General features: G+C 63.9%; 22 protein-coding genes and 1 tRNA gene. 10 read left to right on the forward strand and 13 right to left on the reverse strand.

The window, feature by feature from the left end:
* The first annotated feature begins 55 nt into the window (after positions 1 to 55).
* The 4 genes from M8744_RS01975 (at position 56) to M8744_RS01990 (ending at position 4574) form a co-directional block, all read left to right on the forward strand.
* On the forward strand, positions 56 to 424 hold the full coding sequence (locus tag M8744_RS01975; RefSeq protein WP_251408578.1) for a response regulator transcription factor: 369 nt from the start codon (positions 56 to 58) through the stop codon (positions 422 to 424).
* Entirely contained in the window at positions 421 to 699 is a 279-nt protein-coding gene (locus tag M8744_RS01980; protein WP_251408582.1) for a hypothetical protein, read from the forward strand. Before M8744_RS01975 ends, M8744_RS01980 begins: the two co-directional genes overlap by 4 nt.
* A gap of 8 nt (positions 700 to 707) precedes the next feature.
* Complete coding sequence (locus M8744_RS01985; RefSeq protein ID WP_251410007.1) at positions 708 to 3383, forward strand: ATP-binding protein; 2676 nt, start codon at positions 708 to 710, stop codon at positions 3381 to 3383.
* A gap of 69 nt (positions 3384 to 3452) precedes the next feature.
* Positions 3453 to 4574, forward strand: a complete 1122-nt coding sequence (locus M8744_RS01990) for a FliM/FliN family flagellar motor switch protein (protein WP_251408585.1) — start codon at positions 3453 to 3455, stop codon at positions 4572 to 4574.
* 43 nt (positions 4575 to 4617) lie between these two features.
* Here the strand turns inward: M8744_RS01990 and M8744_RS01995 are convergent, their stop codons facing one another.
* The 4 genes from M8744_RS01995 to M8744_RS02010 form a co-directional block, all read right to left on the reverse strand.
* A complete protein-coding gene (locus M8744_RS01995; protein WP_251408588.1) occupies positions 4618 to 5052 on the reverse strand; it encodes a protein tyrosine phosphatase family protein in 435 nt (144 codons plus the stop codon).
* 9 nt (positions 5053 to 5061) lie between these two features.
* Complete coding sequence (locus tag M8744_RS02000) at positions 5062 to 5496, reverse strand: YeeE/YedE family protein (RefSeq protein WP_251408590.1); 435 nt, start codon at positions 5494 to 5496, stop codon at positions 5062 to 5064.
* Positions 5496 to 5921, reverse strand: a complete 426-nt coding sequence (locus M8744_RS02005; RefSeq protein WP_251408593.1) for a YeeE/YedE family protein — start codon at positions 5919 to 5921, stop codon at positions 5496 to 5498. Before M8744_RS02005 ends, M8744_RS02000 begins: the two co-directional genes overlap by 1 nt.
* Positions 5922 to 6006: 85 nt before the next feature.
* A complete protein-coding gene (locus M8744_RS02010; RefSeq protein ID WP_251408596.1) occupies positions 6007 to 6870 on the reverse strand; it encodes an MBL fold metallo-hydrolase in 864 nt (287 codons plus the stop codon).
* 131 nt (positions 6871 to 7001) lie between these two features.
* Here M8744_RS02010 and M8744_RS02015 point away from each other — a divergent pair, with 131 nt between their 5' ends.
* The 3 genes from M8744_RS02015 to M8744_RS02025 all read left to right on the forward strand — a co-directional run bounded on the left by M8744_RS02015 (position 7002) and on the right by M8744_RS02025 (position 9769).
* Positions 7002 to 7328 (forward strand): TraR/DksA family transcriptional regulator, encoded by a 327-nt coding sequence (locus M8744_RS02015; protein ID WP_251408599.1) that lies wholly within the window; start codon positions 7002 to 7004, stop codon positions 7326 to 7328.
* Positions 7329 to 7355: 27 nt separating this feature from the next.
* On the forward strand, positions 7356 to 7574 hold the full coding sequence (locus M8744_RS02020) for a hypothetical protein (protein ID WP_251408602.1): 219 nt from the start codon (positions 7356 to 7358) through the stop codon (positions 7572 to 7574).
* Between the two features lie 113 nt (positions 7575 to 7687).
* Positions 7688 to 9769, forward strand: a complete 2082-nt coding sequence (locus tag M8744_RS02025) for a 3-hydroxyacyl-CoA dehydrogenase NAD-binding domain-containing protein (protein ID WP_251408605.1) — start codon at positions 7688 to 7690, stop codon at positions 9767 to 9769.
* A gap of 15 nt (positions 9770 to 9784) precedes the next feature.
* Here M8744_RS02025 and M8744_RS02030 read toward each other — a convergent pair whose 3' ends face one another.
* Complete coding sequence (locus M8744_RS02030; protein WP_251408608.1) at positions 9785 to 10000, reverse strand: hypothetical protein; 216 nt, start codon at positions 9998 to 10000, stop codon at positions 9785 to 9787.
* Positions 10001 to 10140: 140 nt separating this feature from the next.
* On the opposite strand from M8744_RS02030, the gene M8744_RS02035 reads away from it, so the two are divergent.
* Positions 10141 to 10410, forward strand: coding sequence for a DUF2312 domain-containing protein (locus tag M8744_RS02035; RefSeq protein ID WP_251408610.1), 270 nt, complete (start codon positions 10141 to 10143; stop codon positions 10408 to 10410).
* Positions 10411 to 10422: 12 nt separating this feature from the next.
* Here M8744_RS02035 and M8744_RS02040 read toward each other — a convergent pair whose 3' ends face one another.
* Positions 10423 to 11298 (reverse strand): hypothetical protein, encoded by an 876-nt coding sequence (locus tag M8744_RS02040; RefSeq protein WP_251408615.1) that lies wholly within the window; start codon positions 11296 to 11298, stop codon positions 10423 to 10425.
* A gap of 89 nt (positions 11299 to 11387) precedes the next feature.
* Between M8744_RS02040 and M8744_RS02045 the strand changes: the two genes are divergently transcribed.
* Together M8744_RS02045 and M8744_RS02050 are read left to right on the forward strand one after the other, a co-directional pair.
* A complete protein-coding gene (locus M8744_RS02045) occupies positions 11388 to 13046 on the forward strand; it encodes an ABC transporter permease (protein WP_251408618.1) in 1659 nt (552 codons plus the stop codon).
* Positions 13047 to 13093: 47 nt separating this feature from the next.
* Positions 13094 to 13169: transfer RNA gene (locus M8744_RS02050), tRNA-Thr, on the forward strand.
* Between the two features lie 365 nt (positions 13170 to 13534).
* Here M8744_RS02050 and M8744_RS02055 read toward each other — a convergent pair.
* From M8744_RS02055 to M8744_RS02085, 7 genes are all read right to left on the reverse strand, one after another.
* Positions 13535 to 17068, reverse strand: a complete 3534-nt coding sequence (locus M8744_RS02055; RefSeq protein WP_251408621.1) for a class I SAM-dependent DNA methyltransferase — start codon at positions 17066 to 17068, stop codon at positions 13535 to 13537.
* Between the two features lie 86 nt (positions 17069 to 17154).
* Entirely contained in the window at positions 17155 to 17475 is a 321-nt protein-coding gene (locus M8744_RS02060) for a hypothetical protein (protein ID WP_251408624.1), read from the reverse strand.
* On the reverse strand, positions 17465 to 18961 hold the full coding sequence (locus M8744_RS02065; protein WP_251408627.1) for a YfjI family protein: 1497 nt from the start codon (positions 18959 to 18961) through the stop codon (positions 17465 to 17467). The genes M8744_RS02060 and M8744_RS02065 overlap by 11 nt, the downstream gene beginning before the upstream one ends.
* Positions 18958 to 19839, reverse strand: coding sequence for a toprim domain-containing protein (locus M8744_RS02070; protein ID WP_251408629.1), 882 nt, complete (start codon positions 19837 to 19839; stop codon positions 18958 to 18960). The genes M8744_RS02065 and M8744_RS02070 overlap by 4 nt, the downstream gene beginning before the upstream one ends.
* A gap of 195 nt (positions 19840 to 20034) precedes the next feature.
* A complete protein-coding gene (locus M8744_RS02075) occupies positions 20035 to 20214 on the reverse strand; it encodes a helix-turn-helix transcriptional regulator (RefSeq protein WP_251408633.1) in 180 nt (59 codons plus the stop codon).
* Between the two features lie 81 nt (positions 20215 to 20295).
* Positions 20296 to 20880, reverse strand: coding sequence for a hypothetical protein (locus M8744_RS02080; RefSeq protein ID WP_251408636.1), 585 nt, complete (start codon positions 20878 to 20880; stop codon positions 20296 to 20298).
* A complete protein-coding gene (locus tag M8744_RS02085; RefSeq protein WP_251408639.1) occupies positions 20877 to 22073 on the reverse strand; it encodes a tyrosine-type recombinase/integrase in 1197 nt (398 codons plus the stop codon). Before M8744_RS02085 ends, M8744_RS02080 begins: the two co-directional genes overlap by 4 nt.
* Positions 22074 to 22559 lie beyond the last annotated feature (486 nt).

Below are 22559 nucleotides of genomic sequence, written 5' to 3' on the forward strand. Positions count from 1 at the left end.
CGTTTAACTACGCCAAACAAAGCGCAAAACGCGCATAAAGGGAGGGGACGATGGCATGGGCAAGCATGTCCTTGTGATCGAGGATGAGCCGAACATCATCGAGGCGATCAGCTTTATCCTAAGCCGAGATGGCTGGCAGGTTGATACGCATTCAAACGGCGGTGACGCGATGGACACGGTGCTGTCCAAGCGCCCCGACCTTGTAATCCTGGACGTGATGCTGCCCGGGCGGTCGGGCTATGACATACTAACCGACCTGCGCAACCACCACGAGACCGCCGCGCTGCCTGTTCTGATGCTGACCGCGCGCGGCCAGAACAAGGATCGCGATATGGCCGAGCGGCTGGGTGCCAACCGCTTCATGACCAAGCCGTTTTCGAATGCCGACGTGCTGGATGCGGTGCGCGACCTGGTTCCGCAATGACCGGCAAGCCGACGCCGTTGTTTCTTGAGCGTCGCAGCTATCGTCAGCGCCGCGTCATCGACGCCGCGCGGCTTTTGCCGGTACTGGGGGCGGTGCTGTTCGGTTTGCCGTTGCTGTGGCCCCGCGGCGCCGAGGATGCGGTCAGGACATCGTCGTCGATCCTGTACGTGTTCGGGGTCTGGCTCATATTGGTCTGCCTGGCGTTCGTGATTTCGCGCAAGGTCGAGGACGAGGGCGACGGCAGCACGGACACGAATGACGAGGGCCGGCCGTGACCGCCAGCATGAACCTGCTGGTCGCGGTTTGCCTGGGCTACGTGGCGCTGCTGTTCCTGGTGGCGTTCGTGGCGGAACGCGCGGCGCTGCGCGGGCGTGGCGGGTGGCTGCGATCGCCGGTGGTCTACACGCTGTCGCTGTCGATCTATTGCACCGCCTGGACCTTTTATGGCGCGGTCGGGTATGCAGCGCGTTCGGGGCTGGAGTACCTGACGATCTACCTGGGGCCGACGCTGGTGATGATCGGCTGGTGGTGGGGCCTGCGCAAGCTGGTGCGCATCGGACGCACCCAGCGCGTGACCTCGGTCGCTGACCTGATCTCGTCGCGCTACGGCAAATCGACGCTTCTTGCGGTATTCGTGACCCTGATCGCGGTGATTGGCACGACGCCCTATATCGCGCTGCAACTGCAATCGGTGACCGCGTCTTTCGCCAGTATCGCGCAGGCCGACCCGAATGCCGCCTCGCTTGACGACAACCGTAACATCGCGTTGTGGGTGGCCGCCGGGCTGGCCTTGTTCACGATCCTGTTCGGTACCCGCAACCTTGATGCGAACGAACGCCATCACGGCGTGGTGATGGCCATCGCCGTCGAGGCGGTGGTCAAGCTGGCAGCGCTGATGGCGGTGGGGGTCTTCGTGGTCTGGGGCCTGGGTGGCGGGCTGGGTGAAACGCTGGCCCGGATCGATGCCAGCGCGCGTGGGCAGTGGCAGGTCGACGGCGCGCGTTGGGCGGGGCTGACCTTCCTGGCGGCGGCGGCCTTTCTGACGTTGCCGCGCATGTTCCAGGTTCTGGTGGTGGAAAACGAGGACGAAGGTCACCTGCGCACCGCAAGCTGGGCTTTTCCGCTTTACCTGATGCTGATCAGCCTGTTCGTCGTGCCGATTGCCGTGGTCGGCCTGGAGATCATGCCGGCGGGGTCCAATCCCGACCAGTTCGTGCTGACGGTCCCGTTGTCACAGGGCCAGAACACGCTGGCGATGCTGTCGTTTCTGGGCGGGTTTTCCAGCGCCACCTCGATGGTGATCGTGGCCTCGATCGCGCTGGCCACGATGGTGTCGAACCATATCGTGATGCCGATCTGGCTGCGCCTGACCGGCGGTGGCGCGGTGATTTCAGGCGATGTGCGTCATGTCGTCATCCTGTCGCGCCGGGTGTCGATCGCGGCGGTGCTGGGCTTTGGCTACCTCTATTACAGGCTGTCGGGCGGCGGTGCCGCGCTGGCGGCGATCGGGCTGATCTCGTTTGCCGGCGTTGCGCAGTTTCTGCCGGCCCTGCTGGGCGGTATCCTGTGGCGCGGCGCCACGCGCACGGGTGCGCTGGTGGGGCTGAGCCTGGGTTTCGTGCTGTGGGTGTGGTGCCTGTTGCTGCCCAGCTTCGGCACCGGCGTCGTCATTTCTGAATCGGTGATGGCCGCGGGGCCCTGGGGCATCGGCTGGCTGCGGCCCTATGCGCTGTTCGGGCTGTCCGGTGTCGATCCGCTGGTGCATGCGATCGTGTGGACGATGCTTTTCAACGCGGGTGGGTTCACCTTGGCGTCGCTGATCAGCTTTCCCACCCCGTTGGAGCGGCTGCAGGGCGCGCAGTTCGTCAACGTGTTCCAACATTCCGGTCGCACGCAGAACTGGGCCGGCGATACCGCCCAAAGCGAGGATCTGATGGTCATGGCGCAGCGCATCCTGGGCCCCGCGCAATCGCAGGCGCTGTTCCAGGAAGAAGCGCGGCGCCAGGGGCTTGTGGGCTACCTCCCTGAACCCAGCCCCGATTTCCTGGCCCGGCTGGAGCGAGAGCTGTCGGGCTCGGTCGGGGCGGCAACGGCCCATGCGATGGTCGGGCAGATCATGGGCGCGGCCACTGTTTCGGTCGATGATCTGCTGGCTGTTGCCGACGAGACCGCGCAGATGATGGAATATTCCAGCCAGCTTGAGGCGAAATCCGAAGAACTGACACGCACCGCGCGCCAACTGCGCGCCGCCAACGAGAAATTGACCCAGCTATCGGTGCAGAAGGATGCGTTTCTGAGCCAGATCAGCCACGAGCTGCGCACGCCAATGACCTCGATCCGGGCCTTTTCCGAGATATTGCGCGATGGCGGGGCGCTGGATGCCGAAACGCGGGCGAAATATGCCGACATCATCCACGGCGAGGCGATCCGCCTGACCCGTCTGCTGGACGATCTGCTGGATCTGAGCGTGCTTGAAAACGGGCAGGTCAACCTGAACCTGCGTACCGGCGTTCTGGCCGAGGTGATCGATCACGCGGTGGCCGCGACCGGCGTCGAGAATGGCCCGCTGCGGCTGGTGCGTGACCGCCAGGCCGAAGAGGTGATGCTGGAAACCGATCTTGACCGCCTGGCGCAGGTGTTCATCAACCTGATCGCCAATGCCCGGAAATATTGCGATGCCGCTGCCCCCCGGCTGACGGTGTCGGTGCAGGTGCGAAACGGCCGGTTGATGATCGATTTTGTCGACAACGGCACGGGCATCCCGCGCGCGGCGCAGGCGCTGGTATTCGAGAAGTTCAGCCGTGTCAGCGACCAGAATGCAGGCGGCGCGGGGCTGGGCCTGGCGATCTGCCGAGAGATCATGGCCCGGCTGGATGGCTCTATCACCTACCTGCCGGGGCAGGGGGGCGCGGCGTTTCGCGTGACCTTGCCGGTCGCACAGCGCGTGGCGGCACAGTAACGCTCAATCTTTTGGTAATACTGCGCGATATAGCCTGCCCCTGCGTTCTGGAAACTGACGGCGGAGGGTATGGCGGATCAGGGCAAACAGATGGTTTTGCGCCGCAAGGCGCAGGCAGCCCGCAAGGCGCAAGAGGCGCGGGCGATGTCGCCGCAGCGCGCATTGCGCTTGGCGTTCGAGCGCTGCGCGGCCAAGGACCTGGGGGTTCGCCTGTCGGTCACCGGGGTTGAGCAGGCCACCACCATGGCCGACGCGCTGGCCCCCGAATTGCCCGAACATGCGTTGATCTTGCTGCTTGACGGGGCCGAGGGCGTGCCCGGCGTCATGGTGCTCGACCTGCAACTGACCGCCGCCTTGGTCGAGGCGCAGACCATGGCCCGCGTGAACGCGCGCGCCGCCGCGCCGCGCGGCCCCACGCGCACCGATGCAGCCATTGCTACCCCGTTTGTCGAAGGGGGGCTGGCGCGGTTTGCCGAGCTGCTGGAAGAAGACGGTGCGCATGTTCGCGGGTTTCGCTTTGGCGCGATGATCGACGATGGCGGTGGCCTGGCGCTGGCCCTGGGCACGTGTGAATACCGGATGATGCGGGTGGGCTATTCCCTTGGCGCAGATCGTGGCGGCGAGATGCTGTTGGCGTTGCCCGTTCCGGCGCCGCCCGCGCCGGATGACACCCATCCCGACAAGGCCGATATTGCCCCTGCCACCACCCCCTTGCGCGCCCGGCTGATGACCGCGCCGGCGCGGCTTGATGCGGTTTTGTGCCGGATGTCGCTGCCCCTTGCGCAAACACGCGGGCTAAAACCCGGTGACGTGCTGCCCCTTTCCGCCGGCGTGTTGCGGGACACCCGGCTTGAGGCGACCCCGGGCAAGACGGTGGCACGCGGCGTTCTGGGGCAAATGAGCGGGCAACGCGCCCTGCGGCTTCATGGCCTGCCCCCAAGCAATGCGCTGAAGGCCTTGGGCCGCGAAGGCATGACGGATGCGCCCGACGATGCGCCGAGCCCGGCGCCTTGGGCCCCGGACACACACGCGCGCGACCCGGGTGGCCGGATCGACCCCGCGGAGGGGATGCCGGACCTGTCGGAATTCGGGCTGGATGCCGAACCTGGCGCGGGTGACACCGTCTCGGACGGGGCCGCCGATCTGTCGTTTCCAATGGAGAAAGACGATTTCCCGGGCGATGCTGGATAGGCGGCCCCGCACCGCCTGGGGGCGGGGCACGCCTGGATTGGGATCAGCCCTTGGCTTGTGCGGCCATGGCATCGAGCGCGGGGCGCAACTGTTCCAGCTGGTAGCCGGCCTTGCCGGTGGCGGCGAGGATATCGTCAACCGGCATGTGCCCGGCCTGGCCCAACGACCAGATCACCGAGCAGCGCGTGCCGCTTGCGCAATAGGCCAGCACCGGGCCATCTGCATCAGCGATCAGATCGCGCTGCCGGGCGATGTTCTCGGGCGTCATGGTTTGATGCGTCAGTTCGAGCACGTGGAAATCGAGGCCCGCTGCCTTGGCCGCGCGGGCCATTTCATCGGCCTGCAAGGCGGGCGGGTTCTCGGCATCCGGGCGATTGCAGATGACCGCGGCAAACCCGGCCGCCTTGATGGCGGGCAGGTCGCCCGGTTCGATCTGCGGCGAAACCGCGTAGTCAGGGGAAATTTCGCGTATATCCATGACTGTCATCTAGGCGGTTGCCGCCTGCCTGTCCAGCGCCCGGCGCAAGACCGGCGTCAGCGCCATTCCGGCGACCATCGCGGCGAAGAACACCCAATGCGAAACACCGCCATAGCTGAGCGAGGCCACCGACGGCCCCGGGCAAAGCCCGACAAGGCCCCAGCCGAACCCGAACATGACCGACCCCGTCACCAATGTGCGGTCGATGCGCTGCGGCGGGGCGGGTGGAAAACTGCCGCCCAGAACGGGCGAACTGCGCCGGTTGCGCAAGACCCAGGCGATGGCCATCGGGATCATGGCGCCGCCCATCACGAAGGCAAGCGTCGGGTCCCAGTCACCGAAGATATCAAGCCAACCTTGCACCTTGGCGGTGTCGGTCATGCCGGAAATGAACAGGCCCGCACCGAACAGGCCGCCTGCGAGGAATGCGAAAATGTTGCGCATCAGATCACCCCCAGAAGGTGGCGGAACAGGATGACGCCAATCCCGCCTGCCATGATATAGGCCACCGTCGCGACGAAACCGCGCAGCGACAAGCGTGACATGCCGCACACCCCGTGCCCCGAGGTGCAGCCATTTGCAAAGCGTGTGCCGATGCCCACCAGCAGCCCGCCGGCGATCAGCACCGCCCAGTTGTCGGTCACGTGGGTGTCGATGTCGCTGTAGACGGGGAAGATGATGATGGGCAGCAGGAATACACCCGCCAGAAAGGCCAGCTTTTCCCATTTCGTGTCGCGGGCGGTGCCGTCCACCAACCCGCCGATGATGCCGCTGGCGCCCATGATCCGGCCATTGGCCAACAGATACACGGCACCCCCTGTGCCGATCAGCAAACCGCCGATCAGCCCCCAAATCCAGTCTTGTTCCATTATCGCGTTTCCTGTTTTCGTCCTGTTTGCTTATCCATACGCGGCGCGCGCGTTCGCGGGGCGCGCGCCGGCTGGAAGGTGCCGGTCAGAGCTTGTTGACCGGCACCTTCAAGAACACGTCGCCCTGTTCATCGGCGGGCGGCATCTGCCCCGCGCGCATGTTCACCTGAAGCGACGGGATGATCAGCTTGGGCATTGCCAGCGTCGCGTCGCGCTCGTCACGCATCTTGACAAAGGCGTCCTTGTCCTTGCCGGCGCCCACGTGGATGTTGGCGGCCTTCTGCTCGCCGACGGTGGTTTCCCAGGCATAATCCTCGCGTCCGGGCGCCTTGTAATCGTGACCCACGAAAATGCGGGTGTCGTCGGGCAGCGCGAGGATCTTCTGGATCGAGTTGTAAAGCGTCTCGGACGAGCCGCCGGGGAAATCGCAGCGCGCGGTGCCGAAATCGGGCATGAACAGAGTGTCACCGACAAAGGCCGCATCGCCGATCACGTAGGTCAGGCAGGCGGGCGTGTGGCCGGGCGTGTGCAGCACGTCGCCGCGCAACTGGCCGATGTGAAAGCTGTCGCCTTCCTGGAACAGCTTGTCGAACTGGCTGCCGTCGCGCTGGAACTCGGTTCCTTCGTTGAAGACCTTGCCGAACGTGTCTTGCACGATCTTGATTCGGTCGCCGATACCGATCTTGCCGCCGACCTGTTCCTGGATATAGGGCGCGGCAGACAGGTGGTCGGCATGCACGTGGCTTTCCAGCAGCCATTCTACCGTCAGGTTGTTGTCCTTGACGTATTGGATCACCTCGTCTGCCGACTTGGTATCGGTGCGGCCCGAGGCGTAATCGAAATCAAGCACGCTGTCGATGATCGCGCAGCTGCTGCCCGCAGGGTCTTTGACCACGTAGGAAATGGTGTTGGTCGCGTCGTCGAAAAAGGCGGTGACGTCTGGCTTCATGAGTGGCTCCTCCGTTTCGTGCCAACATATACGATAAGACGAATATGTTTCAAGAGGCTCGATTGACTTGCATCAATGCAATTCTTGCGGGCGCATGTGATCTTTGGCCCAGTCAAAAGGGAGATACGCGCATGACCACCATCGAAGATCGTCGTCAGACCTTGCTGAAACGCCTGTCGGAGCTCGACAGCCGTCTTCACACGATCGAAGCCGAGCTGGATACGGAACATACCAAGGATTGGGATGACGCTGCGATCGAGCGTGAGGGCGACGAGGTTCTGGAGCACCTGGGCCAGGCGGGGCAGGACGAAATTCGCCGCATCCGCGCCGCGCTACAGCGCATCCGTGATGGTGAATACGGTTATTGCGCGAATTGCGGAGAAGAGATTTCGGCCGAGCGGTTGGATGTTTTGCCAGACACGCCGCTTTGCCGCAAATGCGCGGCTGCCACCGGGTAACGCGCCGAGCCTGAAAGGAGGCGGACCATGGTCAAGGACCCCAAGCTGGTGCCCATGTTCGAAGAGTTGGAGCACGCCGTGGCATCCTGTTCGGAAGATGCCCGCAGGCAGGTGCACAAGCGCCTGCATGTCGTGCTTGCCAGGTTCGAGGCACAGGGCTGCCATGTGCCGCAGCGGATGCACGAGCTGGACGATATGCTGGCCGCTTCCCGCATCGAGGACACGTTCGACAACATTCCGGTCTAGTCTTGGCCGTCGCGCCGATTGGCTTGCCATCGCAGCCAGGGCTTGCCTTTGTGCGCCTGCTTTCGTCAAATACGGGCCAAGCAGAATAGCGGGGCACCCCGCAGGAGGCACGTGTGGCACAGGCAACGGAACTGGTTCGGGTCGACCGTCAGGGCAATATCGCCATCGTGACCTTCGCGGCTCCGCCGGTCAACGTGCTGGGTTTGGCCCTGCGCGAAGCCCTGCATCACAGCTTGAACGAGCTGGCCGCAGACAGCGCCGTTGCGGCCATCGTGCTGGTCGGGCAGGGCGCGCATTTCAGCTATGGTCTGGACCTGCGCGAGCTTGACGGCCCGATACGGGCGCCGACCCCCAGCGACCTTGCCAGCCAGGTTGAAACATTGGGCAAGCCCGTGGTCGCGGCCTTGCGTGGCATGTGTCTGGGCGCGGGGTTCGAACTGGCGCTGGCGGCGACCGCGCGGGTGGCGCAAAGGGGCACGCAGATCGCTCTGGCCGATCTCGGGCTGGGCCTGACGCCCGGCGCGGGGGGCACGCAGCGATTGCCGCGCATCGTGGGGGCACGCGCCGCGCTTGATCTGATGCTGCACGCCCGCCCGCAAGGCGCTGCGCGAATGCCGGCCCTTTTCGACCAGGTCGAGGCGGAAGACGCCGCGGCGGCTGCGATCGAGGTGGCACAGGCCTGCATCGCCGCCCCGCGCCCGGCCACGCGCGACCGAAACGACGGGTTCGACGATCCGGCCGCCTACCAGGCGGAAATCGCCCGGCGCCGCGACAAGGTGGCTTTGAGCCCCATCCCCGCTGCGCGTGACATCGTCGCGGCGGTCGAGGCGGCGTTGCTGCTGCCGTTCGAGGCGGGCCTGACGATGGAGGCCGAGGTATTCGCCGATTCCGTCGCCTCGCCCCAATCGCACGCGCAGCGCCATGTCGTCATCGCCGAGCGGCGCGCCGTCCACATGCCCGAAACCCGACCCGGCGCGGCGCGGCCCATCACGCAGGTGGCCATTGTCGGCGGCGGTGTCGCCGCCTGTGGAATCGCCGGGCTGTTCCTGTCGGCGGGTCTGCCCGTGATCCAGTTCGAACGCACGCCCGAGGCGGTCACCGAGGCGAAAGACCGGGTGATGAAAATCTGCGGCGATCAGCGCGGCAGGATGGAGCGCTGGCAGGGCACCACCGCTCTGGCCGACCTGGGCCGGGCGCAGCTTGTCATCGAGGCGGTTGCCGAGGTGCCCCGCACTAAGGCACAGGTTTTTGCCGCGCTTGGCCAGGTGGCGGGCGAGGGTACGATCCTGGCCACCCAGTCGGGCCTGTTGCCGATCGACCCGATCGCACAGGCCAGCGACCAGCCCGAGCATGTCCTGGGCCTGCATTTCCACGCGCCCATCGGCCCGGCCCGGCTGGTCGAGGTTATCCCCGGCAGCCAAAGTGCCGACTGGGCGATCGCCAGCGTCGCGGCCCTTGTGCGTGGGCCGCTGGGCCGTGTCGTGGTGCGCGCGGGCACCGGCGGCGGCACCCTGGCCGAGCCGATCATGGCCGCCGCGCGCGATGCGGGGCTGACCATGTTGGCGCAAGGTGTCCCGATCGAGCGTATCGACCGGGTCATGGCTCAATGGGGCCTGCCGCAAGGCATTTTCCGCCAGATCGACATTATCGGACCCGAGGTGATGGTGAACCGTGGGCGCCTGCTTGCCGGTGACGGGGCAGGTGGCTTCCCCGCAGCGCATCTCGATGCGCTTGACCTTCTGGTGCAGGCCGGTCGCAAGGGGCGCGGTGCGGGGCAGGGGTTTTATCGCTGGGATGAAGACGGACATGCCCATGCCGATGACAGGCTGGGCACGGTGCTGTTCGGCAGCGCGCCCGCGGCCTACCGCGTGGAAGAAGAGGAGATTTGCCTGCGCGTGGTCGCGGCCATGGCCAACCAGGGGGCGCGCATGTTGCGGGCGACGCAGGCGCTGCGCCCGTCCGATATCGACGTGGCCTGCGTGTTGGGCGCGCAATTCCCGCGCTGGCGCGGCGGCCCGATGAAGGCGGCCGACCTACTGGGCCTGTTCACCGTGCAACGCGCGCTGGAAAGGCTGGCCGGGGAATGGCCCGCGCTTTACGACCCCGACCCCGGCTTTGCCGCGCTGGTCAGGAACGGCGAGAATTTTGACGCGCTCAACAAGACGGGGCGCAACCGGCGCAGCATACCGGGCTGACGCCAGCAGCGCCCATCAGCTTAGCGAGATCCCCAAGATCACCATCATCAACCCAAGCACCGACAGCATCAACGCGCCCATGTTCAGCGGTACGACCTTTTGCACCTCGGCGCGCAGCGCGTCGTCATCCAGCCCCGAACGCTTGGCCCGTGCCACGCGCAGGATGCACCAGACCAGCCCCAAGAGCCCCACAAACGACACCGCCGCCCCGATCCAGACCAGGATTTCCATCGCGTCACGCCCTTTCGTTTTTGCGCTGCGCGGGGCCTAGCGCATCGCGCGGCAGGGCGCAACGCATGCCTCTTGCGGGGGGCGGGGCCGGGCGATAGGAAAGGGGTCTTGAGCCATCTTTTCACGAGCAGGACAAAGCGATGATCGACGAAAACGAGACCCCGGGCGACGCCAGCTATCGCGTGACAGCGGACGAACTGCGCCAGTTCATCGAGCGCTTCGAGCGGCTTGAGATGGAAAAAAAGGACATCGCCGACCAGCAAAAAGAGGTCATGGCCGAGGCCAAGTCGCGCGGCTACGACACCAAGGTGATGCGCAAGGTGATCGCCCTGCGCAAGCGCGAGCCCGACGACATTGCCGAGGAAGAGGCGGTGCTGGAGATGTACAAATCGGCCCTCGGCATGGGCTGAGCCGCCGCGGCGTCAGGGCGCGATCATCGTCACGCCCTGCATCCGGCTTATGTCGAACACGTCGTCGTCGTATTGTTCGGTCAGGGTATCGACCAGCTCTTCGGTCCAGCCGGGCAGGTCCAGCTCTTCCTCGATCTCGTCGTCGATCGCGAACTTGTCCAGGAATGCCGCGATGACCCGGCGTTTCTGGATCTCGTTCATGTTGGGGTGTTCCTTCAGATAGGCGCGGAACCGCTTCATCCCTGTCTTCGACATGATCTCGGACAAGAGGTCGAATCCGCCGACGATCTTTTCGTTATGCTCCAGCCCGGCCATCTCGCGGATCAACTGGGCCCAGATCAGGGGCGTATCTTCGTTGCACCAGACGGTGATGGCGATGCCGGGCACATGGTCGCGGATGCGGGCAACCAGCTCTGACCAGCGCAGGTCTTGCGGGTCGGCGCCGGCCAGGAACTCGTCCATGCTCTCATCGGGGGCCTGGCTGAAAACGGCCGGCAGGAATGTCGCCGGGTTGCGAATGGCCAGGAACAGTTCGACCTGGTCGCGCTCGAATATCTCGGTCACCTGGGCCATCTTGACCTCGGCGCGAGGGTAGAACACGCCTTTGGATACCGCCAGTTTCGGAACGGAAAAGAAATTGTCGTTCGACAACAGCACGCGTTCGGGCTGCTCATCCTCAAGCATGGCATCCATCAGGATATTGCGCGCATCGGGCGCCAACGCGCCCTCCGACATGGCGTGCAGCGTGTCGCGCAACAGCCGGCGATAGCGCGACGGCCCCGGCACGGCGATGCCGCGCTGGCGAAAATCGTCGCGGTTGCGCAAAAGGCATTTGACCAACCTGTCCTCGTCGGTGTTATGCGCGCCTGCATGTAAGACGATTTGCATCGGGATTTTCCGGTTTCTTCTGGGCCTGACAAGGGCGTAATATACGCTCTTTTCTGGACAGTTAAACCGCTTTCGGGCAGAGGAACGGCATGAGCGAGGCAACAACGATCTCCGCGGGCGCGCGCCGCGTCCTGCCCGGTGGCGGCCTGTGGTCGATCGGGGCTGCGGTGATTGCCATCGTTGTCATGGCGCCGATCGTGTCGGTTCTGGTCATCGCGCTGACGCCGAAGGAAAACATTTGGCCGCACCTGATCGCCACCACGCTGCCGCGCTACCTGGGCAACACCGCCATCCTGATGCTTGCGGTCGGGATGTTGTCTGGCATGGTGGGCACAGGGTCGGCTTGGCTGATCGCGCGCTACCGCTTTCCGTTCTCGCGCTGGCTTGAGTGGCTGCTGCTGCTGCCACTGGCGATCCCGGCCTATATCGGCGCTTATGCACTGGTTGACCTGCTGGAATATGCCGGCCCCGTGCAGACGGGGTTGCGCCAGGTGATGGGCTGGCAGAACGCGCGCGATTACTGGTTCCCCGAGATACGTTCGATCGGTGCGGCGATCGTGGTGCTGACGGCGGCGCTTTACCCTTATGTCTACCTGTTGAGCAGGGCGGCCTTTCGTGAGCAATCGGGCGCCAGCGAAGAGGTGGCGCGCAGCCTGGGCGCGGGCGCCTGGTCGCGGTTCTGGCGTGTCGGCCTGCCGCTGGCGCGGCCCGCCATCGCCGCGGGCGTTGCCATTGTCATGATGGAAACGGTCAACGATTTCGGCACGGTCGATTACTTCGCCGTTCAAACCCTGACCACCGGCATCTTCAGTGTCTGGCTGGAAAGCAACAACGCTGGGGGCGCCGCACAGATTGCAAGCGTGGTGCTGGTGTTGGTGATCCTGCTTGTCACGCTTGAAAAATTCGGCCGGCGTCGGTTGCGCTTTTTCAACATGTCGGGCCGTCATCGCGCCGTGCCGCGCCAGCCCTTGCCCGGGCTGAAGGGATGGCTGGCCTTCCTCGCCTGCGCGCTGCCCTTTGCCATAGGCTTCGTTCTGCCCGCAACGGTGATCGGCAGCCATGCGCTGGCCAATGCCGAACGATGGGCCGACCCTGAATTGATGGGTGCGCTGTGGAACACGCTTGTCGTTTGCGGCATCGCGGCGGGCGTGACGGTGCTGGCGGGGGTGTTCATGGTCTATGGTGTCCGGCTGTCCGGGCGCAGCCTGCCGCGTATCCTTTTGCCGTTGACCACCATCGGCTACGCGGCGCCGGGGGCGGTGCTGGGCGTGGGCATCCTGATTCCCCTGGCCACGCTCGACCACGGGCTGGCCGACGGTGTCGAAGCGTTGACCGGCGTCGATATCGGGCTGGTGTTGACGGGGTCCGCCTTTGCATTGGTGCTGGCTTACACGGTGCGCTTTTTCGCCATCGCGCAGGGCGCGGCCGATGCGGCGATGGGGCGTGTCTCTCCCAGCCTGCCGATGGCCGCGCGCAGCCTGGGGCGCACGCAGGGCCAGGTCTTGGGGCAGGTCTATTACCCGCTGATCCGGGCGTCGGTGGGCTCGGCTTTGCTGCTGGTTTTCGTGGATTGCGTGAAAGAGCTTCCCGCGACGTTGCTGCTGCGCCCCTTCAACTACGATACGCTGGCCACGCGGGTGCATGAACAGGCCAGCCTTGAGAACCTGGGCGATGCCGCGCCGGCCGCGATCCTGGTGATCGGGGTGGGGCTGGCCGCGGTGGGGTTGCTGGCGCGCGCAAATCGATGATCTTTCCCTCTTGCACGGGCGCGCCGCTTTTCGTATTCCGCGCCTGTGCCCCTATAGCTCAGCTGGTAGAGCAACTGATTTGTAATCAGTAGGTCCGCGGTTCGAGTCCGTGTGGGGGCACCATCTTAATTATATAAACGGTTGATTTTAAAAGAAATTCACGAAATTTGAATTTCTTTATCCCCCTAATTATCCCCTTTCAAATCCTTGATGCCAGCCGGTTTCGGCCACTTCATCGAATCCACCAAACCGCGCGATTCACGGCTCAATTCATTGGCCAACTATCGCAAAGCCACCGCGCCGCCGCTTCGGCCCCCATGCCCCGCCCGCAGGCCAGTCGAGCGCCGCGCGGGGCGGTTGGCGTTCCGCCACACTTATGGCGTCGTTTTCCGTCTTGTCCTTTTCATGCGTCATCGCGGTATCCCCTGGCATCGCCTGTTGATGTGGTGTCATGATACCACAGCCGCTCGACAGCGGGCTACGTCAGGTTACACTGCAAACCGCCCGCCTTCGGTCGGCCTTGCCTGCCCCAGTGCGGTCAGGCTTTCCAGAAGGGGTTGCACGGTTGCCGCGCGGCCCCGTTTGAATTGGCGGGCAATCTGTTCGGGGGTGGCTTCGCCAAGGTCGGCAAGCGCGGCCTGCACCGCCGCGATCTGTTCGGGGGTGGCTTCGCCAAGGTCGGCAAGCGCGGCCTGCACCGCCGCGATCTGTTCGGGCAGGGATTTGGGCCAGGGGGCCTTTTGCGTCGTGTCCTTGGGGCCAATGTCGAGCGCGCCTTGTTCGCCCTTGGCCTGTGCCGTGCGGCCATCGGGGTTCTGGTAATCGGGGCGCAGGTAGCGGATATGCCCGCGCGCTTCCTCGGCTGCGCGCTCAAAGTTGAGGTCCACCAGCCGGTGCAGGATGTCATCATCCGACAGGTCGGCGGGCCAGCCATAGGCGTCGGCCACCGCTTCGTCGATCTGGTCGTGAATGTCGCGCAGGATGCCGATCAGCCCCTGGTCATAGATTTCGCGATCCTTGCCTTCGATCCGGTCGCCCGCGCGCAGCTTTTCCAGCACGTTATACATTTGCGTCAGGGTCAGCTTGGGGTGGGCGGCTTGACGTTCCTTGCGATGCGCGTCGAGTTGTTCCCCAAGGCTGCGCAACCGGGCTTTCTGAGCGTCGGTCGGGTCTGGGAAGGGGAAGGGGTCGAAGCACTTGGATTTTGAATATCTCGGGTCATTTCCGTAACCCAGTCGGGCACCGGCGGCCAGCGCCCAAGAAACATGAAAGCGCGATGACAGCACCGCAAGTGCTGCGGCGTCATCCAGCGCGATTGCAGCGATGGCGTGATCGGGTCGAGTTCCCTCCGAAAGAAACATGAAAATCCGATGCTTTGTTGTCTCTGTAGTCGCAATGAAGCGTGACAGTCCTTCTAGCGCGGGTCGAAGTTCGGTTCGCGGACGACCAAAAACCCACCACTTTTCTCTGAAGCCTTTGTCGTTCTTAACCTGCCTTTCTGGAAACACGTTGTCTTTCAGATATTGATAAGCCTCGGGATACCGTGATGATAACTCACTTTCGGATAGTCCGTAGAAGTCTAACACCCAACGTTCTTGCCTTACTTGGACAAGCTCACCCCCCTTCACATATGGGCCAACATACCTCTCTAGGCCTTTCTTGATACCGAGACCAAGCGAGTAAGCCTGCGCCTTAGAGATCACGAAGCCTTGCCCCGCAAGCATCATCCCAAATGATGACAGGCCATCATTTGAGTGTAGTGGGTTTGCCCCGGCTACATCTGCCCCGATGCGAAGATTACTGAAAATCTTGCCCTTCTGAATATCAAAGCGCACCAAACGGCCCTCGGCCTCTGGCCCGGCCTTCACCTCCTCTGCCACGGTCAGCAGCCGCCCCGCTGCGCGACCCTTTTCCGCCACGGTCATGGCGATACGCACCGCTGCGCCGTCGCCCGCGTCCACCCAAGGGTGGTCAGGAATGGCGAAGGTCAGGGACAGGCCGGTTTTCGGGTCGGCCAGGTGCGGTTCCAGCACCTTGCGGTTGAAGGTCTGGCGCAGGGAATTGGTGGTAATCAACCCGAAACGTCGCGTGCCCTTGGCGCGGGCCTTGGCGGTTGCCGGTTTCCAGCCGCGCGCCGCCAGTGCCGCCTTTTCCCACCAGAACATGACGAAATCGGCGCTGTGCGGCATTTTCGGGTAGGCTTTCCACAACGCCTCTGCATAGCCATCGCCCAGGGCATCGCGCAGCATTGCCCCTTTTCCGATGAAGGGCGGGTTGCCCACGATGAAATCCGCCTCGGGCCACTTGGCGGGCTGGGGCTTGATGTAGTCCAGCACCGCCACGCGGGCCTCGGGGTCTGGCACATCCTCGCCCGTCACGGGGTGGGTGATGGTGGAAAAGCCATCCCACCGGGTGACAGGCGCGCCCGTGTCATCCAGCCGGGGTTGCGTGCCCTGACAGGTCAGCACCGCGTCGCGGTTTTCGACATTGTGGAAATCGCGCAGCACCGGCTCCGATGGGCTGGCCTTGCCATGGGTGCGGAAATGCCATTGCAGATAGCCAATCCACAGCACCAGTTCGGCCACCGCCGCCGCCCAAGGGTTCAATTCCAGCCCCAGGAATTGATGCGGGTCCACCGTGTGGCCCGCCAGCGAAAGTGCCGCCTGTTCCTCGCCCAGTTCGGCCAGAAGCGCGGTCACTTCGCCTTCGAGCCGTTTCATCAGTTCGAGCGCGACGTAAAGGAAGTTGCCCGAGCCGCAAGCCGGGTCCAGCACGCGGATTTCGCAAAGCTGGGCGTGAAAGGCGCGCACCGTGTCGCGGGCCTGTTCTATCTTGCCCTGGTTCGCCAAGGTCAGCGCCGCCGCCTGCACATTGCGCCAATCGCTGCGCAAAGGGTCCATGATGGTGGGCACCACCAGCCGTTCGACATAGGCGCGGGGCGTGTAATGCGCGCCCAGCTTGTGGCGTTGCCGCTTGTCCAGCGCGCGTTCCAGCAGGGTGCCGAAAATCGCCGGTTCGACTTCGCGCCAATCCTTTTTCGCGGCCTCGATCAACAGCGACAGTTGCACCTCGGACAGGGGCAAGGCGTCGGCCTCTTTGAACAGCCCGCCGTTGAAGCGTTTCAGGTCGGTTGTCAGCGCGGCGGAAAATCCGCCCGTGTTCATGGTTTCCCATAGCGCCTTGAGCGCTGGGGCCGCGTGTTCGGGATGCCCGCGCAGGCGCGTCAGAAGGTCGGTGAAGCTGCCATGCGGGATAAGGTCCACATCCTCGGCAAACATGGTGAACAGGCACCGCATCAGGAAATTCGCCACGGCGTCGGGTTTGTGCCCTTGCCCTTCAAAGGATTTGCCCAGCGCCGCCAGGCGGTCGGCCACGTCGCGGGTGACCTGGGCGGTCAGTTTTGACGGGTCCAGCGCGTGCGGATCGGTCCAGATGGTGCGCAGCCGGTCGCGGATTCGTTCGTCGCGCAGGTCATCCATCGTGATGCGATAACGGTTCCCGTCCGGGTATTGCGTGTAGCCTTGGCCTTGCCCCGAGAAATCGGCGTAAACCTCGATTAGGTGGCCCACATCCACCACCAGAAGGAAGGGGGGCCAGCCATCGGTGCGCGACACGGCGCGGGCGTAGTTGTCGGCCTGCCCGCGTGCGCGCAGCATGGTATCATCCCAGCCCCGCGTGCCCCGCGTGCCATGGCCCTTGCGAATTTGCTTCGGCACGTCCGCCAGCAGGGCAGGTTGCGCGTCCTCCTCGGGTGCCTCGCCCGTGACACCCTGTTTGGCTTCCATGACGAAATGGCCCGCGCGGTAAAGGTCGATAAAGCCCCGCGTCTGGCTGCCCGTATGAATGAAGGTCACGGGCGTTTCGAAGTTATAGGCATTGGCCGTGACGGTTTCCGTCGCCGGGGCCGGCCTGGGCACGTCCAGCACGTCGCACAACTCGTTTGCGAAGGTCTGGAAATTGGCCCGTTCGCTGCCCCCGGATCGCTGCCAGCGGGTGATAAATTCTTCAACCTGCAAAACCATGCCCCTGTTACCTGGTCACGCGCTCATTCTTGCAACGGTTGAAAGCCGATAGAAAGGGGCTTTGTGAAACTGGTTTTTTTGTTCAGTCACACGTCATCCCATTGCCGCGTGATGCCGTTCCAGCGCCGCCCGTGCGGCCCGCGCCGCTCCCATTCGGTCAGCGCGCGCCATGCGTCGAGCGACACAACGCGGCCCGTCCATGTCAGCGCCCGCCCGCCGGGGCTTTCGCAATAGGGTGCCGGGCCGGGGGTATCCGGCTTTGCGCTGGGCCGGGGCGGTGCTACATCCGCTACAATCGCTACACGGTCGCGCTGTGTAGCAGATGTAGCGAGTGTAGCAGGGGTGCAAGCATCGCTTTCGCGGCCCCCGCCCAGCTTTGCCAGTTCCGCTTGCGCGTCAAACCACATCGCCACCGCCCCGCACGATGCGCCACGCTTCGGCACGCGCCGCCCCACGCACCACCGTGCCCGCGTCCAGTCGCACCAGCCATCCATGCTTTTCAAGGATGCCCAGCGCGGCCCGCGCCTTCGGTGTCTCGCGTAAAGCGTTCGGCCCCATTTGCACCACGTCGCGTGCCATCACGTCGGGATGCGGCCAGCCTTCCAGAAGCCACCGTCGCAGGTTTTCGGCCTTGTCGATTTCCGCAGATACCGTTGCAGCGCTTGCCAGCCGCGACGCCTCAGAGAGGTAGAATTGCGCCAGCGTGATGGCGTCGGCCATGTCGCTGGGCTGCACCTGATGGGCGTCTAGGTCGCGCCACAAGGTCAGCACGCCCGCAATGCGTGCCGCCTGTTCCGCCGCCTTCGATGCCGTGCCAGTGATATGCGCCAAGTCACTACCGGGGGCCTGCGCGGCTTCGGTTGCATCCGCAAAGCCCGCCAGCAATGTGCGGGCGTCGGGGGCAAGGCCAAGGATGCGCGGTTGCAATTCACGGGTGTCCGGGTCCATCGGCATGGGCGTTTCGAGGGTGGCACGCAGCCGCCCACCGAACGCCCCAAGCGCCATGTCATCGCGTCGTGCGTTTGCTTGCATCCGCGTTCCGATGGCGCTGGGCGGTTCGCACATCAGAAAGCGGGGCAGAAAGCCCGTATCGGCTGCGAGCGGGTCGGCCATGAAGGCACGCGCGACAGTTGGCTGCACCATTAGATGCACCGCCAGTCGCCGCCCATAGAGCGTTGCGTGCCCATCCCCCGAGCGTGTGCGCCGGATCGGACTGCCCTGCCAAAGGTCATTCAGCGCCGCCAGCGTCTTTTGCCGGTTGTCCGAGTTCATGGCGTGCCCGCCAAGGAATTGGCCGCCTTCATCCGAGAAAAGGCCAAGGCTGGGCTGGCCTGTTGCGAAAAGCTTGGTCAGCCCTTCGAATGTCGGTTCGGTCACGGTCCGGTCAGCCGATTGCGGGGCGTCGGGTTCCGGCCCCAGCGATTCGAGGTCGGCTTGTGCCGCCGTGCGCTTTTCGCCCTTGCCTTTCTTGGCGTCCAGAAGGATGCGGTCGCGTTCTCCCTTCCAGAGCGCTTGCGCATTGCGCCAGCTTTCCATGGCGTCGCGCTGGGCGGTTGCCTGTTCCCGTTCATGGTCGCGCAGCGCGGCCATCAGGGGCGCGTCGCAGGCTGATTTTCGTTCCCCGCTTCGGGCGATGGTCAACGCATAGAGCGACAAGGCACGCGGCCCGCCCAAGGTTTCCACATCGGCAAATCCCTGCACCGCCAGTGAGGCGACCGATAGCGCCGATTGGGCCGGGATGGCGATAGGGGCTTGCGTGATGCCTTGCACCGCTTCCACAGCGTTGCGCAGCGGCCCCAAAGCGTGAACGGGATAGGCTACACCGGGCGCAATGTCGCGCACCAGCGGTTGCGGCCCTTCGGGTGTGTATTGAATTGCATGGGGCGCGGTCATGCGGTTTCCCCTTTCATTTGAATATCATTCCAGTCGCGACCATCGGGGGCAGGCAAGAGCGAGACTTGCCAGCCCAGCGCGTGTGCCCGTGCGGCCAATGCGTTCGCAGCTTCACGGCCCGCCTTGTCGCCATCGGGGGCGATGGTCAGCCGCCCCGGCTGGGCAGGCAGGCGCAGCCCCCGGATGCCGGATGTGGACAGCGCCGCCCAAACGGTCGCGGGCGTGCGCAGAAGGCCAGAGGCAAGGCTAAGCCCGGTTTCTATGCCCTCGGCCACCACCAGCGGCCCCGGCCCCTCAGTGAGCCATACAGCGCCGCCAGCAACGGCCCCCAGCATCAGCTTGCCGGGGTCAATGTCGGCCTTGCCCGAGCCATCGGCACGCAGGTAGGTGCGATGCACCGCAGGAAGGCTTGCGCCCTGCACCGCCGCCACCATTGCCGGATAGCGCTTGGCAGTCGGCCCGTGCCAGCATTCGTCGTGAAAGCGCAACACCTGGCCCAAGTCGCAGGTGATGCCGCGCCCGCGCAGATAAGTTTCCGCCACTGTGCCCGCGATGGGCTTGGCTTCGGTCCAAACCTGTTTGGCTTGCGCCGCCCGCTTTTGGGCTTCGGCCCTTTTTTCCGCTTCGCGCTGGGCCAGCGTTGCCGCGTCCGGGGGAATGTAATCCCCCGTCCGCACGCCCGCCGCCGCCAGAATGTCCAGAAAGGCGCAACCGCTTTTCTTGCAATCCAGCAGCAGCCGCCCGTTGCGGCCATCAGCCAAGGTCAGGGCGTTCTGGCCCTTTTTGCGTTGCGGCTGGCACACGGGGCAAGGTGCCGCCCCGTAACTCCGATACCATTTGCCGCCCAGCGCTTGCGTCAGGTCGCGTGCATCGCTCATTGGCCTGCCCCCCAAATTAGCGGGGCAAGCGCGTGAGCGTGCGCTTCGGTTAGGCCGTGCGCCCGAACGAGAAAGCGCGTTTGCATGTTCGTTTTTTGTGCTAGTATCGGGGCATACGCCGCAGTCGCATGGCGATTTTCCCGGCCCGGAACCTGCTGCAACAGGTTCCGGGCCATTTCGTTTTCACCGGCCATTTTAAGCGGCCTTGTCGCGCAGGCTGCGCAGATGGGCGTCAATGTCTTCTTCGGCCCAGTAAATCCGGCCTCCAAGCTTGATAGGCTGGGGCAGTCGGCCCGCCGCGAGGTCGGCATAGATTGCGCTGCGTGAGCGATTGCCCAGCTTGGTGCGCAGTTCGGTCAGAGTGAGGTGTTTCATATCGCATTCATCCATTCAGGTGTCAGGAGATGCGAATATGTTTGTTTCAAGCCTTCGTGCCTGCGGGGGAAACCCCAAGGGTTATTCCACCCCCTCGGTTCGTTCGCCCTTGCGGTTGAAATGGTAGCGAGCGCCAGCCTTCAGAAGTGCATTTGGAAACTGGTGGGCAGGTATTTTCTCAAACCCGGTTCGGATTTGTTCGCTGGCATTCTGCCAATCTCGAACCGTTGTGCGATCCACTTGAAAGACAGTCGAAACGCTGACGATAAACGCTCGATCCCTTATTGTGCCAGCCCGCGCATGCTCGATATAGTCCAGAGCTGTGGCAATATCCCGGCACTCCCCAGGCCAACGGTCCGGTGATCCGCCGATTAGATTAATATCTTTGATCGGCTGTGGAATGTTACCGGACGCAAGCATTTGCGCTATATTCGAGCAAGCGAGAATTGCGTCGGAGGGGAATGGTTTTAACGGTCCAGTTTCTTCGGGTTGCATTAGCGAGTGGCAATACTCATTCAAGAGTTTATGCAATGCTTCGAACCATTCGCGCGATAGAATTGTTCGCCTTGCGCGGTCCGCATCTGGCACTTTGGACGCGCGCTCGAAAGCCGCCCTCTCCTCGGAAAGTAGGCGCAAGTAGCAGTTCTGGCGCGGTTCATCGCTCATTTTGCGGCCCCCGCCAGCTTCACCACCTGCCCAGCGCCGCCGGTTACATGGTCGGCCCAGCGTTCGGCCAGCTTGGCGCGCTGTTCTAGGTAATCGGTGCGCCGATAGGCCCGCACCACGCCGCCATCCACCACATGCGCAAGCATCGCCTCGGCCACTTCGTGCGGGGCGTCGGTTGCCTCGGCCAGCCATGTGCGCAGGCTGGTGCGAAACCCATGCGGGCGCGCTTCCAGCCCCTTGCGTTCCATATGCCGTGAAAGCGTCATGTCGCTAATCACGCCGCCGCGCGTGTTCGGAAACAGATAGCCGTTGCGGGCGTGTGGGCGCGCAAGGTCAATGACGCGCTGGGCTTCTGCCGACAGGGGCACGCGGAAATCATCGGTCGCACCTTTGCGGCCCTTCATTGCTTCGGCAGGCACCGTCCACACGTCGCCTTCGATTTGTTCAATCCGCAGATTGCGCAGCGGCCCCGAGCGAACGCCGGTAAGGATAAGTAAGCGCAAGGCAAGATGGGTCAGGGTCGGTTCTTCAAGGTTGGCATAGAAACCCGGCACATCGCGCCAGTCCATAGCGGGTATGTTCTTCGGCTTGTGGCGCGATTTACCCAAAAGCGCCTTTGCTTTGTCGGTCGCCTGCAAATCCACGTCCAAGCCCAGCGCCGCCGCATGGCGCAAGACGATTGAAAGTCGGTTCAGGGCTTTGCGTGCGGTGTCGGCCTTGGTGTGCCAAATGGGGGCCAGCGTGTCGCGAATGTCGCGCTGGTCCAGGTCTGTTACCGGCACCTTGCCCAGCTTCGGCAAAACGTGAAGGGTCAGAGGCGACAGCCACCGGCCCGCTGTTCCATCTCCCTTCAATTCGGCCTTACGCGCTTCGAACGCATCCGCCGTGATGATGGCAAGCGATATATCCTCGCGCCGCGCTGCCCGTATCTCGCGTTCACGTTCCTTGATGGGGTCGCGGCCATCCTTCGCCATTGCTCGCCAGCGGTCGGCAATCTCACGGGCCTTTGCGAGTCCGATTTCAGGATATCCACCCAAACCCATCTCGCGCCGCCTGCCGTGAACGGTCACGCGCAACACCCATTGCGCGCCGCCATCGTTACGAACAATCAGCCAAAGGCCCGCCCCATCACAGTATTTTCCCATCGGGGCTTTGCGAAGGAAGGCTGGAGAGAGTCGATTACGTGCACGCATGTTCGATTTTTCCTATCCACCGATTGGCAATCGAACAGACGGCCAATCTATATCCACCCAAATATCCCCCCTAGGTTAGTGGACAAGGGCGGACACAGCAAGACAAGACAGGACAGTTGATGCCATATCTTTAGGGGGATACGCGCAAATATGGAAATAAAAAAACATTAAAAAGCAGTTACTTGGTTCCGTGTGGGGGCGCCACTTCATCCACGTTAAGCATTGTTTTCATTGGGTGGCTTGGCGTTTTGGGCTTGCCCTGTCTTTAAGATTGATCAGGCCGTGTGTCTTGAGGGCAAGCGGCTTTTGCGCGGATACATGGCATCCGCTTGCTTGTGCGAGTCATGGCCTCGGCCTTTCCCCAATACCCAACGCCCGGCAGCGCGGCGACGCGGGGCGCGTTTGCGGTTTGGATGCGCGCCCCTGGGGCCTACCCGGCTGCGCGGGCCATGAATGCTGCAGACAGCCCATACCAGAGCAGCAACG

Source organism: Lutimaribacter degradans, from assembly GCF_023703375.1.
GTDB lineage: Bacteria > Pseudomonadota > Alphaproteobacteria > Rhodobacterales > Rhodobacteraceae > Lutimaribacter > Lutimaribacter degradans.

What these genes read in the sequence shown, in the direction of transcription:
- M8744_RS01975 (WP_251408578.1), top strand. Translation starts at nt 56, where the DNA reads ATGGGCAAGCATGTCCTTGTGATCGAGGATGAGCCGAACATCATCGAG.
- M8744_RS01980 (WP_251408582.1), top strand. Translation starts at nt 421, where the DNA reads ATGACCGGCAAGCCGACGCCGTTGTTTCTTGAGCGTCGCAGCTATCGT.
- M8744_RS01985 (WP_251410007.1), top strand. Translation starts at nt 708, where the DNA reads ATGAACCTGCTGGTCGCGGTTTGCCTGGGCTACGTGGCGCTGCTGTTC.
- M8744_RS01990 (WP_251408585.1), top strand. Translation starts at nt 3,453, where the DNA reads ATGGCGGATCAGGGCAAACAGATGGTTTTGCGCCGCAAGGCGCAGGCA.
- M8744_RS01995 (WP_251408588.1), bottom strand. Translation starts at nt 5,052, where the DNA reads ATGGATATACGCGAAATTTCCCCTGACTACGCGGTTTCGCCGCAGATC.
- M8744_RS02000 (WP_251408590.1), bottom strand. Translation starts at nt 5,496, where the DNA reads ATGCGCAACATTTTCGCATTCCTCGCAGGCGGCCTGTTCGGTGCGGGC.
- M8744_RS02005 (WP_251408593.1), bottom strand. Translation starts at nt 5,921, where the DNA reads ATGGAACAAGACTGGATTTGGGGGCTGATCGGCGGTTTGCTGATCGGC.
- M8744_RS02010 (WP_251408596.1), bottom strand. Translation starts at nt 6,870, where the DNA reads ATGAAGCCAGACGTCACCGCCTTTTTCGACGACGCGACCAACACCATT.
- M8744_RS02015 (WP_251408599.1), top strand. Translation starts at nt 7,002, where the DNA reads ATGACCACCATCGAAGATCGTCGTCAGACCTTGCTGAAACGCCTGTCG.
- M8744_RS02020 (WP_251408602.1), top strand. Translation starts at nt 7,356, where the DNA reads ATGGTCAAGGACCCCAAGCTGGTGCCCATGTTCGAAGAGTTGGAGCAC.
- M8744_RS02030 (WP_251408608.1), bottom strand. Translation starts at nt 10,000, where the DNA reads ATGGAAATCCTGGTCTGGATCGGGGCGGCGGTGTCGTTTGTGGGGCTC.
- M8744_RS02035 (WP_251408610.1), top strand. Translation starts at nt 10,141, where the DNA reads ATGATCGACGAAAACGAGACCCCGGGCGACGCCAGCTATCGCGTGACA.
- M8744_RS02040 (WP_251408615.1), bottom strand. Translation starts at nt 11,298, where the DNA reads ATGCAAATCGTCTTACATGCAGGCGCGCATAACACCGACGAGGACAGG.
- M8744_RS02045 (WP_251408618.1), top strand. Translation starts at nt 11,388, where the DNA reads ATGAGCGAGGCAACAACGATCTCCGCGGGCGCGCGCCGCGTCCTGCCC.
- M8744_RS02055 (WP_251408621.1), bottom strand. Translation starts at nt 17,068, where the DNA reads ATGGTTTTGCAGGTTGAAGAATTTATCACCCGCTGGCAGCGATCCGGG.
- M8744_RS02060 (WP_251408624.1), bottom strand. Translation starts at nt 17,475, where the DNA reads ATGTGGTTTGACGCGCAAGCGGAACTGGCAAAGCTGGGCGGGGGCCGC.
- M8744_RS02065 (WP_251408627.1), bottom strand. Translation starts at nt 18,961, where the DNA reads ATGACCGCGCCCCATGCAATTCAATACACACCCGAAGGGCCGCAACCG.
- M8744_RS02070 (WP_251408629.1), bottom strand. Translation starts at nt 19,839, where the DNA reads ATGAGCGATGCACGCGACCTGACGCAAGCGCTGGGCGGCAAATGGTAT.
- M8744_RS02075 (WP_251408633.1), bottom strand. Translation starts at nt 20,214, where the DNA reads ATGAAACACCTCACTCTGACCGAACTGCGCACCAAGCTGGGCAATCGC.
- M8744_RS02080 (WP_251408636.1), bottom strand. Translation starts at nt 20,880, where the DNA reads ATGAGCGATGAACCGCGCCAGAACTGCTACTTGCGCCTACTTTCCGAG.
- M8744_RS02085 (WP_251408639.1), bottom strand. Translation starts at nt 22,073, where the DNA reads ATGCGTGCACGTAATCGACTCTCTCCAGCCTTCCTTCGCAAAGCCCCG.